Origin of the sequence: uncultured Agitococcus sp. (assembly GCF_937920075.1) — a bacterium.
GTDB lineage: Bacteria > Pseudomonadota > Gammaproteobacteria > Pseudomonadales > Moraxellaceae > Agitococcus.
In genome coordinates, this window is the sequence record NZ_CALETI010000308.1 from 1 (window position 1) to 11,208 (window position 11,208).

The 11,208-nt window shown below is 39.7% G+C and carries 10 protein-coding genes; 7 read left to right on the forward strand and 3 right to left on the reverse strand.

The features are described from left to right. Both purL and yjjJ read left to right on the forward strand, forming a co-directional pair. A partial coding sequence (gene purL, locus Q0212_RS10755; protein ID WP_297925314.1) for a phosphoribosylformylglycinamidine synthase occupies window positions 1-2,277 on the forward strand: 2,277 nt, incomplete at its 5' end. Between the two features lie 230 nt (window positions 2,278-2,507). After that, window positions 2,508-3,824: a type II toxin-antitoxin system HipA family toxin YjjJ gene (gene yjjJ / locus Q0212_RS10760; protein WP_297925316.1), complete on the forward strand. Its 1,317-nt coding sequence runs from the start codon at window positions 2,508-2,510 to the stop codon at window positions 3,822-3,824. Between the two features lie 92 nt (window positions 3,825-3,916). Here the strand turns inward: yjjJ and Q0212_RS10765 are convergent, their stop codons facing one another. Together Q0212_RS10765 and Q0212_RS10770 are read right to left on the reverse strand one after the other, a co-directional pair. Further along, complete coding sequence (locus tag Q0212_RS10765; RefSeq protein ID WP_297925318.1) at window positions 3,917-4,801, reverse strand: aldose 1-epimerase family protein; 885 nt, start codon at window positions 4,799-4,801, stop codon at window positions 3,917-3,919. A gap of 12 nt (window positions 4,802-4,813) precedes the next feature. After that, the gene (locus Q0212_RS10770) at window positions 4,814-6,121 is read right to left on the reverse strand and encodes a DUF389 domain-containing protein (protein WP_297925320.1); all 1,308 of its coding nucleotides are present in this window, start codon (window positions 6,119-6,121) and stop codon (window positions 4,814-4,816) included. A 122-nt stretch (window positions 6,122-6,243) separates the two neighbouring features. On the opposite strand from Q0212_RS10770, the gene nhaA reads away from it, so the two are divergent. The 3 genes from nhaA (at window position 6,244) to Q0212_RS10785 (ending at window position 8,830) form a co-directional block, all read left to right on the forward strand. Next, window positions 6,244-7,437, forward strand: a complete 1,194-nt coding sequence (gene nhaA / locus Q0212_RS10775) for a Na+/H+ antiporter NhaA (RefSeq protein ID WP_297925321.1) — start codon at window positions 6,244-6,246, stop codon at window positions 7,435-7,437. Continuing rightward, on the forward strand, window positions 7,430-7,741 hold the full coding sequence (locus tag Q0212_RS10780) for an NGG1p interacting factor NIF3 (RefSeq protein ID WP_297925323.1): 312 nt from the start codon (window positions 7,430-7,432) through the stop codon (window positions 7,739-7,741). The genes nhaA and Q0212_RS10780 overlap by 8 nt, the downstream gene beginning before the upstream one ends. Window positions 7,742-7,834: 93 nt before the next feature. Next, the gene (locus tag Q0212_RS10785; protein ID WP_297925325.1) at window positions 7,835-8,830 is read left to right on the forward strand and encodes an AraC family transcriptional regulator; all 996 of its coding nucleotides are present in this window, start codon (window positions 7,835-7,837) and stop codon (window positions 8,828-8,830) included. A gap of 256 nt (window positions 8,831-9,086) precedes the next feature. On the opposite strand, the gene Q0212_RS10790 is transcribed toward Q0212_RS10785, so the two are convergent. Then, entirely contained in the window at window positions 9,087-9,641 is a 555-nt protein-coding gene (locus Q0212_RS10790) for a YfaZ family outer membrane protein (protein ID WP_297925328.1), read from the reverse strand. 583 nt (window positions 9,642-10,224) lie between these two features. Between Q0212_RS10790 and Q0212_RS10795 the strand changes: the two genes are divergently transcribed. Beyond that, window positions 10,225-10,725, forward strand: a complete 501-nt coding sequence (locus Q0212_RS10795) for a YfiR family protein (RefSeq protein ID WP_297925331.1) — start codon at window positions 10,225-10,227, stop codon at window positions 10,723-10,725. A 12-nt stretch (window positions 10,726-10,737) separates the two neighbouring features. Next, on the forward strand, window positions 10,738-11,208 hold a 471-nt coding region (locus Q0212_RS10800), incomplete at its 3' end, for a CHASE sensor domain-containing protein (protein WP_297925332.1).

Sequence of the window (11,208 nt, forward strand, 5' to 3'; positions counted from 1 at the left end):
ATGAGCCCGCGTGAAATTTGGTGTAACGAAGCGCAAGAACGTTATGTGTTGGCGGTTCGTCCAGAACGTTTAGCCGAATTTGAAGCCATTTGTCAGCGTGAGCGTTGTCCATTTGCGGTGTTAGGTCAAGCTGAGAAAGTACAACACTTAACCGTCAGTGACAGTCATTTTGCCAACAAAGCAGTCGATATGCCCATGCAAGTGTTGTTGGGCAAACCACCAAGAATGTCGCGTCAATTTAACAGCCAACACATTGAACAAGCCAGTTTTGATAGCAGCCATATTGATTTAACCGAAGCCACAAAACGCGTATTACAAGTACCAACTGTTGCTTCTAAATCATTCTTAATTACCATTGGCGACCGCTCGGTGACAGGTTTAGTAGCCCGTGAACAAATGGTTGGTCGCTATCAAGTGCCTGTTGCGGATTGCGCGGTGACTGCCAGTGGTTTTCATGCGTTTACAGGCGAAGCCATGGCAATGGGTGAGCGTACTCCCTTAGCCTTGATTGATGCGGGTGCTTCTGCACGTATGGCGGTTGGCGAGTCGATTACCAACATTGCGTCTGCCAAAATTGCTCAGCTAAGTGATATTAAATTATCAGCAAACTGGATGGCGGCGGCAGGTTATGGCATTGAAGACCAAAACTTGTTTAATGCGGTAAAAGCAGTGGGCATGGAATTGTGTCCTGCCTTGGGTATTGCCATTCCTGTGGGTAAAGACTCGTTGTCGATGCGTACCGTATGGAAAGACGGTGAACAAAACAAAGCCGTGACTGCACCTTTGTCATTGATTGTGTCTTCGTTTGCACCTGTCACCGATATTCGTCAAACCATCACCCCTGAATTAAAAACAGACGCAGACAGCGTATTGATGTTGATTGATTTAGGTCAAGGCAAAAATCGCCTAGGTGGTTCAGTCTTAGCACAAGCTTATAGCCAAGTGGGGAATGTTGCACCCGATTTAGATAGCCCCAACTTATTAATTGATTTCTTTAATGGCATCCAAGCACTCAATGGCAAGTTATTAGCTTACCATGACCGTAGTGATGGTGGTTTAGTGGCAACCTTAGCAGAAATGGCTTTTGCTGCACGTGTCGGTTTAGAGCTTGATTTATCTGCTTTAGCAAACAGCAAGCAACAATTAGCTGCCGTGTTGTTTAACGAAGAATTGGGTGCAGTGATTCAAGTGGCCAAAGCCGATGTTGATGCCGTGACAGCCGCATTTGCCAACACTAGTTTAGCCAACGCTGTGTCAGTATTAGGCGGCATTAACCTAACTCAAGACATTCGCTTTAATTATCAAGGCGAAATCGTGTTACAAGGCACACGCGCACAATGGCAACAAGATTGGGCAGAAACCAGTTATCGTATTCAAGCCATTCGTGACAATGCCGACTGTGCAGCCCAAGAATTTGCGTTAATTGCCGATGACACGCAAGCTGGTTTGATTGCTAAGTTAAGTTATGACCAAGATTTAGACATTGCCTTGCCATTTATTAACACAGGTGTACGTCCACGTGTGGCGATTTTGCGTGAACAAGGTGTCAATGGTCATATCGAAATGGCGGCCGCTTTTGATAAAGCAGGTTTTACCAGTGTTGACGTCCACATGAGCGATATTTTAACAGGCCGTATTAGCTTACGTGACTTTGTTGGTTTAGTGGCTTGTGGTGGATTCTCTTATGGAGATGTGTTAGGTGCTGGTGGCGGTTGGGCAAAATCGGTATTGTTTAACAGCCGTGCGCGTGATGAATTTACTGCGTTTTTCCAACGTCCAGAAACCTTTAGCTTAGGGGTGTGTAACGGTTGTCAAATGTTGTCACAGCTCAAAGATTTGATTCCTCATGCTGAGTTGTGGCCGCGTTTTGTGCGTAACACCAGTGAGTCTTTTGAAGCTCGTACTTCGTTAGTCAAAATCGAAAAATCGCCGTCTTTATTCTTTAAGGATATGGAAGGTTCGGTGATGCCGATTGCCGTAGCGCATGGTGAAGGTCGTGTATTGCATAGCAATGTTGAAGCCTTAAATAACAGTGGTTTAGTGGCTGCTCGTTTTGCTGATGCGACAGGCGCAGCAACACAAACGTATCCGTTAAATCCCAATGGCTCTCCGTTTGCGATTACCAGTGTCACCAGTGGTGATGGTCGCGCAACGATTTTAATGCCCCATCCTGAACGTGTGTTCCGTGGCGTGCAAAATTCTTGGCAGCCAAAAGATTGGCAACAAGATGGCGCGTGGATGCGTATGTTTAGAAATGCTAGAGTGTTTGTGGGTTAAGATAAAAGGGCGCAGATTGCGCCCTTTTTATTTGATATAGTGGCTTAAACAAGAAAAGGACTTGTCCATGCGCCACTTTTTTATCCAATTTTGGCGACTGTATTCCCGATTTACCCTGTGACGCTAATCCTTGTAATTATTATACGTTTAAAAAATCTATTCACCAAAAACGTCAACATCCTCATAAATATGCTATAAGAGAGTAAAACAACCTAAAAAATCTATTCATCATGCAACCAACTTTGCTCAAATTATTAGCCAAACAGCCGCAATCGGCCAAAGAGCTAACCCAACAACTCAATATCTCGCAGCCGACTTTATCGCGTTTAGTCAAACAGCAGTCTGCCATCATTAAAATTGGCAAAGCCCGCGCTACGCAATATGCCCTGCAACGTCCGATTCGTGATATTGGTAGTCAATGGCCTGTTTACCGAGTTAATGAACAAGCAAACATCAGTTTGGCAGGGCAGCTAATTGCCATTTATCCACATGGTTTTGTTTGGCACGATGCACTGACCCAAAACGATACTCTTTACGAAAGTTTGCCGTGGTTTTTGTGGGATATTCGGCCACAAGGCTTTTTAGGGCGTGAATTTAGTGCCATTCATCAACAGCTTGGCCTTAATCCACGTTTACAAGATTGGCAAGATGACGATGTATTAACCTTTTTATTAAAGTTTGGTTTTGTTCAGCCCAGTCATTTTTTAGTGGGCGAAGAAAGTTGTTTGTCTTTTTTGCGTTTACAACAAGATGTTTTGCAACCCGATGATGATGATGGTTGGCTAAAAACACGCGCCTCGTATGGCCAAGAAGCGTGTAAAGTGATTAGGCATGATATTGCTCGTTCTTCTGCGGCAGGGGAACAACCAAAGTTTGGTTTATTTGTCTTAGAAAGCCAACAAACCTTTGAATTATTAGTAAAATTTAGTCCACCTCTTGCCACAGTCAATGGTCAGCGTTGGTCAGATTTATTAATTGCTGAGCATTTAGCCCTACAAACTTTACAGCATTTTGGCATCGCTGCGGCACAAAGTCAGATTGTGCAAACAGCAGGGCGTACTTTTTTGGAAGTGCTGCGTTTTGATCGAACAACCTCTTTTGGACGTAAAGGCATGGTGTCTTTAGAGGCAGTAAGCAATGAGTTTATTGGTCATAACAAAGCGTGGGACGAACAGGCCAAATCGTTATTGGCCTTAAATAAGATTAATGTTGATGATTATCAGAACATCTTAAAAGTATTCAGTTTTGGCCGTTTAATTGCTAATGAAGATATGCACAACGGCAATTTAAGTTTCTTTTTAGCAGACAACTTTAGTTTAAGTCTTGCCCCTGTTTATGATATGTTGCCAATGCGTTTTGCACCAACCATTCATGGTGAAGTGGTTGAGCGCGAGATAAAACCTGTTCAAGCGAGTGCATTAAGCCAACATGTGTGGCCTGAGGTGTGTGTTTGGGCAACATATTATTGGCAGCAAGTCGCTAAGCATCCGCAAATTAGTGATGAATTTAGAGCTATTGCTGAGCAATATGGCCATATGATGGGTTGAGGAACGAAACCCATCTAAATAAAAGAGAAAATTACCCTTCGACTCCGCTCAGGGTACATTGTGTAGTAGCTGAGCGGAGATACAAGTCGAAGCTAAAAAAACAATATCTGATATTCGGCCTCAAAACGTTCTTGACTCGCTAACTGAATAACACCGCGTTTATTGATAAACTCAGGTGAGCCATTTGCTAAATCGGCATGACCAAACCACGGCTCAATACACACAAAAGGCGAACGTTTATTTTTGGCATCCGCCGTCCACAACGCCACTTCAGGAAAGCCAGCAAACTCAACGCTTACACCATGCCCATGATGACGATTTTTTAGCGTAATAGCTTGTAATTGTTGTTCAGGAAACACCAAAGCATCATCAAAAAAGTCGTCATAATCAAGAGGAAACTTTTGCACAGGCGTTTGTTTAAAACTTTTGCCTTGATTAACCAATTGCATAGCGGCATTAAATGGCCATGTATAATAATTTTTAAGTTGGTCAAAAATAATGTCGTAATCTTCAAACAGATCACCATTTTTTAATTGGGTCGAAAAGGCAGGGTGTGCGCCAATCGAAAATGGTAGAATTTCTGTATTTGGATTAATCACTTGCCAATTAACCGTTAAACGATCTGCTTGTAAAATATAGCTAATTAATAATTCAAAATCAAAAGGATACTTGGTTTTAGTTTGGTCATTTGCGGTTAAGCGAAAGCTAACTTTATCATCAGTTTGCACCACACATTCAAACTCACAGTCGCGGGCAAAACCATGTTGTGAAAGTTGATAATTTTGACCATTAATCTGCGTACAGTTGTTGCTAAGTTTACCAACAATAGGAAAGAGTACAGGCGAGGTGCGCCCCCAAAATTGTGGGTCAGCTTGCCACATATATTCAAGCTGATAAGTTTTATGTTTAACGCTTTTTAGCTCTGCACCTAACGAGCTAATCGCAATTTCTAACAAGGCATTTTTTAAAATATACACGGCTTAAATATCCTATAACGATGGATTAATAACAACAATCATATTCTGTTGTTGGAGTCGTTGTTTGAGCCAAGACTGAATGGTTTTTTGTGGCAAATTTTGCTTGAGTATAGGGCTTTGAGTCCGAATAATCACAAATTGCGTAGCTCCTTGATTGATAGTAGATTCACTAATATTGCCCAATTCCACGCTAACAATGTCTGGATAAAATACTTGTAATTCAGTTAACAAAGTATTCGCTAAATTCACCTCAAGCGTGTTTCTTTGTCGTTCTGCTTGAGCAAGCTTAGTCAAATCTTCACGTAAATGATTGACCTCTTTGCGAAGTAATTCGGTTTGATTGTTTATGTCACCTAACTGAGAAAAAGAAAACCCTTGTTGAATATTAATTTTGGCGGCTAACCCTAAATCAATGGCTTGCTGTTGCAGGGCTTGTGTTTGTTCAGCACTTAAACCAACACCACCAAAGGTTAAGTTAATCATTTTACGGCTAGGCAATACTTCATATTTAAGCAAATAATTATTGTCTAATTTAATGCTGTTAACAAAGTTTTTGGCTTGGCGATGAAATTGATCTTGATGAATAAAACTGACCCCTAAATAAATACTTGGAATCAAGGTTAAGACGACGATAAATGTCACATAACGATTGGCTTGCTTTTTTTGTTCATCATTGGCTTGCTGAATCAGCGGTTGACCAAATAAACGTGTGGTAATGAGAGCTGCTAGAGCAATAAAAACAGTATTGATGGCTAATAAATATAAAGCTCCCGAAACAAAATTAAATTGTTGTGATGCTAGGCCATAGCCTGCGGTGCATAGGGGCGGCATTAATGCGGTGGCAATGGCAACACCTGTAATGACATTACCTTTAAAACGACTAACAATGGCAATAAAACCGGCTAAACCGCCAAAAAAAGCAATTAATACATCATAAATCGTGGGTGTGGTGCGAGCTAATAATTCAGAATGCGCTTCATTTAATGGAGAAATACTAAAATACAAGCTTGAAACAATAAGCCCAATGACAACGGCAAATAAATAATTTTTAATGGATTGGCGGACTAAATCAAAATCATAGGTGCCTAAACCGTAGCCCATGCCAATAATTGGTCCCATAAGTGGCGAAATGAGCATTGCACCAATAATCACCGCGGTGGAGTTAACATTTAAGCCAACGCTGGCCATTAAAATGGCAACCATCAAAATCCATAGGTTTGTGCCTTTAAAAACGATGCCACTCAAAATATTGTCATGAATAGTTTGTGGCGAGTCTTGCTCGTTGATTAAGCTAAAGTTTTTAGAAATTTTATGCAACATTTGTGCTTACTCAGCAAAAAATAAGTAAACCTAAGTAATGGATAGTGAGGAATCTGGTCAATTTTAAAATTGTAAGTAATCATTGAATTTATAATGATTAATGAAAAATATGGGAGAAACACATGAATCAACCCTATAAACCCACTACAGGACTATGGGTCTTAACCTCATTATTAAAGCGTTTTTTACAAAGCGAAAGTAAAGCAGGCATTATTTTAATGCTCTGTACAGTCATTTCATTGACATTAGCTAATTCTGCTGTGAGTGAGAGTTACACTCATTTTTGGCACATTAAAATTGCAGGCATGAGTCTTGAGCATTTTATTAATGATGCGTTAATGGCTATTTTCTTTTTATTGGTCGGTTTAGAAATTGAACGGCAAATTTATATTGGTGAGCTAAGACAAATTCGAGCGGCTTTATTGCCAATTTTTGCGGCAATAGGTGGCATGTGTGTGCCTGCATTGATTCATTATGGTTTTAATGGTGGCACACCTTATCAAGATGGTTTTGGTATTCCAATGGCTACCGACATTGCTTTTGCGTTAGGCGTGTTGTTGCTGTTAGGCAATAAAGTACCCGTTGCCCTAAAAATATTTTTAGTGGCTTTAGCGATTATTGATGATTTAGGTGCAATTATTGTCATTGCTATTTTTTATAGCAAAGGCATTGCATGGACATATTTAGCGGCTGCATTAGCCATTTTTGCAGTGTTATTTGTCTGTAATCGCATGAATGTGAATCGTTTAAGCCCTTATTTAGTATTGGGGGCGGTGGCATGGTATTGCATGCTGCACTCAGGGATTCACGCGACGATTACAGGTGTAATTTTAGCATTCTTGATTCCATTTACAGATGGCGGTCGTGAGTCACCTTCGTATATTTTAGAACATAAACTCACAAGTATCGTAGCGTTTGCCATTTTGCCTTTATTTGCTCTCGCTAATACCGCGATTGTCATTCCTGAAACATGGGCAGACCAATTATTAACAACACATAGTTTAGGGATTATGTTGGGCTTATTATTAGGCAAGCCTATTGGCGTATTTTTGTTTAGTTATTTAGCGATTAAATTGGGATGGTCAACATTGCCGCCAGAAATGAATTGGAAACACGTATGGGGCGTTGGGCTATTGGCAGGTATTGGTTTTACCATGTCGATGTTTATTACGGTATTAGCTTTTAATAGTCCTGAACTCGTCATTAGTGCCAAAATTGCCATTATGTTAGGCTCTTTGATTGCGGCGGTTTTAGGAGTGATTTGGTTATTAGTCTTTGCTAAACACCATGAAGCAGAGCAACAACATCATGTATAAAATTACATTTTATGTGCCAGTCACTCATGTTGAACAAGTCAAAAAAGCAATGTTTTTGGCAGGGGCAGGGCGTATCGGTGATTATGATTGTTGTGCGTGGCAAGTGTTGGGAGTGGGGCAGTTTCGCCCCTTAGTAGGTGCAAAACCTTTTATTGGCCAAATAGACCAAATTGAGCAAGTGGCTGAATATAAAGTTGAAATGGTTTGTGAAGACGCTTATTTGTCAGCAACCATCAGCGCATTAAAAGCTACTCATCCCTATCAACAACCAGCTTATGATGTAATAACAACAATGAATATTTAGTCAACTGACGGATAGTAATTACTTGATTTTATAAAAAATAGTGCTTTACTATCAGTCAATCAACCTTTGTCCCTACACTAAAGGAGAATAATAATGTCAGAACGTACCGATGCCGCGATATTATTACGTTTTGTTTACCAAGCTATGCGTAATGCAGGTTTGCCTGCTGAGCAAGTGTTAATGGGGGCAGGCGTTGGTTTAAATCATTTAGATGCGAATCGTCGCACGCCTTCGGCGGCACAATTGGCGTTTTGGCAATCTGCCGAAAAAATTTCTAAAGACCGACACATTGGTTTGCATTTAGGTGAGCATTTACCTTTGTATAGAGGGCAAGTATTAGAGTATTTGTTTTTAAGTAGCTCAACCTTTGGTGAAGGCTTAAAACGAGTTTTAGCTTATCAACGTTTGATTAGCGATATGTTACAGGCTCAGTTAGTTATTAATGAAGATGAGTGTTATTTGGCCAATATGCTGAATGATGCCACTTTTCGCCACACGGCTGAATGTATTATCGTCGCGGTCTTGCGCTTTTTTCGTTTTGTTTCCGAAGGCCAATTTCAGCCGCTGATGGTGTATTTTACCCATGAAGAAGGTGCAAATGCTGAGGAGTATGAACGTGTTTATGGTTGTCCTGTGGTGTTAGGGGCAGAAGAAATACGTTTGTATTTTAAGCCTGAAGTTTTAAATACACGTATTTGGCAAGCCGAACCAGAGTTATTGCGCTTTCATGAACAATTAGCCCATGAAAAACTTCAAGAATTAGCCCGCTTTGATTTGGTTGCAGAAGTAAGACGTGCTATTGGTGAGTCTTTAGAAAGTGGCACTACTAGTCTTGAAACGGTTGCTAAACGTTTAAATATTGCACCACGGCGATTACGCAGCCAATTAACCGAAGCCAATACCAGTTTTAACCAAGTATTAGCGGATTATCGTTGTCGTCTAGCTAAACGTTTGTTGGCACAAACCAGTGAAAGTATTGAACAAATTGTCTATTTAACGGGATTTTCAGAGCCAAGCACTTTTTATCGTGCTTTTAAACGGTGGACGAATTTAACGCCCATTGAGTATCGTAAAAAGAAACAAGGCTAATCATTTTCCTCCCCTAATTTAGGCATGAGTATATACACATTTTTTAAAAAGGCTAAAATTGAGGCTATAACGATGAAATTCCCCTCCTCGGAGGGGCTAGGGGTGGGTTAAAACAGACAGAAAAACACTGCTCTTTGGCCTGACACACCCCTAAATCCCCTCTCAAGAGGGGACTTAACGCTCATGTTTATAGACTTTTTAGTTCCAAAGTACTTGTGTAGATACCTTTGCTTAAAAAGGGAGAGGAGTTAAAACCTTAAAACTTAAATTGACCACCGATCATAAAACCATCGTACAAATCAATATCTTTTACTTTGTTATTGTTGCTGCTGTAGTCAGCAGTGTTATTACGATAACCCGCATAAGCTGTTAACTGTTCACTGACTTTATATTCCCCACGAATTTCTAATTCCTGATAATTTTCCATATCACCAAACGATAAAACATCAGGCGCAAAATATGCCGAAGCCATTAATGACACATTTTTGTTAGCAGCAGGGGTAATACGTAATGCACCACCAACAGCCATGGCTGTTCCATCGGGTAAATGGTCATGTTGTTGAAATAAAGCTTTACCACCAATATAAGCAGTGATGTCGTTGTTAAGACTTTGTGTTAAAGTTAGACCTGCGGATAAAGAATCGCCTAAATCTTTAACATGAGTCCATGCAAAATCAGTTTGATAGTTTTTATCTAAGTTATGTTGATAATTTAAACGCAAGGCATCATCGTTTAAATCTAAAGAAAGATTATCAGCCAAACTGGTAGTGCTTAAGACACAGCCTAAAACGATAGCAGCAAACTTTTTCATGTGAAAACTCATTAAGTAGGACAAAAACGTTATTAATAACCATGTTGATGGTGCTAACCGTAGCAGCATATCAGCAATATTAGTAGGGCTATTAATGCTTTCGGCTTATTTATAAAAAGACTCGACTAATTTGCCTAGTGATGTTTTGTAATATCTTGTTACAGATTATAGATATAATTAACAGGGCAATGAAGTCTTGTTAGTTGGGGATTTGTGTGTTTTGCTCTGATGGAGTTTTTTTGTTTGTATTTTAATTGTTGTAACTAATTGAAATAAAAACAAATACATCATCAGTAAATGATTCTTCTGTCGTGATAAATAAAGTATTCGTTGTCATGCTAAGCCTAGGAATAGTTAAAAATAATTAATAACAGCGGCTTTGAGAGACTATTCTACAATTGATACAGGAGAGATTAATTTAAATGAGTGATGAGTTAAGCCAACAGTTTTGTATGGAGATTGGAGACGGGTTAACCGCATAAATCCTATAGATTTTTATAAGGCAATAGGTGTAATGAGGCACAAAGCAATGGGGTATCGTCTTCAGACGATCAAAAAAGGAGTATTACTTGCTTTACTAACCATGTTTAGTATGAGCTCGTATGCCTATGCCTCAAATGAGCCAAGTGAAGAACAAGTAAAAGCCGCATTTATTTTTAATTTTGCTAAGTTTGTTAAGTGGCCAAGCCATAGTTTTGAAACTGAAAACAATTTAAATTTATGTATTGCAGGGCAAGATAAAGTAGAACTTGCTTTAAAAAGTTTAGAGCGTAAAGAAGTGCAAGGTCATGTATTAAAAATTGTTGCAGTTAATGACGAACCTACTCAAGCAAAATTAAAAATCTGTCATATTTTGTTTATTGCTCGTAGCGAAAAAAGCCGTCAGCTTCAATGGTTAAATGCAGTTGAGCAGCAACCCATTTTAACCATTGCAGATAATTTGGACTTAGTAAAGCAGGGTGGCATGATTAGTTTATATTTAGAAGCACAGCGCGTACAATTTGTTGTTAATCAAAGTAGTACACAAAATAACGGCTTAAAATTGAGTGCGCGTATGTTGCAACTAGCCCGTGTACCCAAGTAGCTGAGAGCCATAATGAAATCGCTTAGCCAGTTACCACTACATTACAAATTAAGACGGATTTTACTGTTGAGTGCGGGTTTAGGCTTGTTGGTGGCACTATTTATTTTTGCCAGCGTTTCAGTAGTTAAAATGCATCAAGATACCGTGCAGCGTTTAAGTACCTTAGCACAAGTCACGTCATTTAATAGTCAAGTCGCCTTAACATTTGAAGATGCCAAAGAAACGAGTAATGTCCTGAGCTCTTTACGAAGTGATAAATCAGTTATTCATGCTTGTGTGGTACGAGTATCAGGAGAAATGTTTGCTCAATGGTATCAACATCATAAATACCGATCACTGATTCAATGTCGTACGGGCGAAGATACTCGTCATCAATGGTTTGCCAAATATTTACATCTTAAAGAATCCATTTATTTAGATAATGAATTGATTGGTGATTTGTACATAGATGTTGATATGACAAATTCATGGTTAACCTTATTT

Bases quoted from the DNA above. Each gene is read 5' to 3' on its own strand.
- yjjJ (WP_297925316.1), top strand. From the start codon at position 2,508: ATGCAACCAACTTTGCTCAAATTATTAGCCAAACAGCCGCAATCGGCC.
- Q0212_RS10770 (WP_297925320.1), bottom strand. From the start codon at position 6,121: ATGTTGCATAAAATTTCTAAAAACTTTAGCTTAATCAACGAGCAAGAC.
- nhaA (WP_297925321.1), top strand. From the start codon at position 6,244: ATGAATCAACCCTATAAACCCACTACAGGACTATGGGTCTTAACCTCA.
- Q0212_RS10780 (WP_297925323.1), top strand. From the start codon at position 7,430: ATGTATAAAATTACATTTTATGTGCCAGTCACTCATGTTGAACAAGTC.
- Q0212_RS10785 (WP_297925325.1), top strand. From the start codon at position 7,835: ATGTCAGAACGTACCGATGCCGCGATATTATTACGTTTTGTTTACCAA.
- Q0212_RS10790 (WP_297925328.1), bottom strand. From the start codon at position 9,641: ATGAAAAAGTTTGCTGCTATCGTTTTAGGCTGTGTCTTAAGCACTACC.
- Q0212_RS10795 (WP_297925331.1), top strand. From the start codon at position 10,225: ATGTTTAGTATGAGCTCGTATGCCTATGCCTCAAATGAGCCAAGTGAA.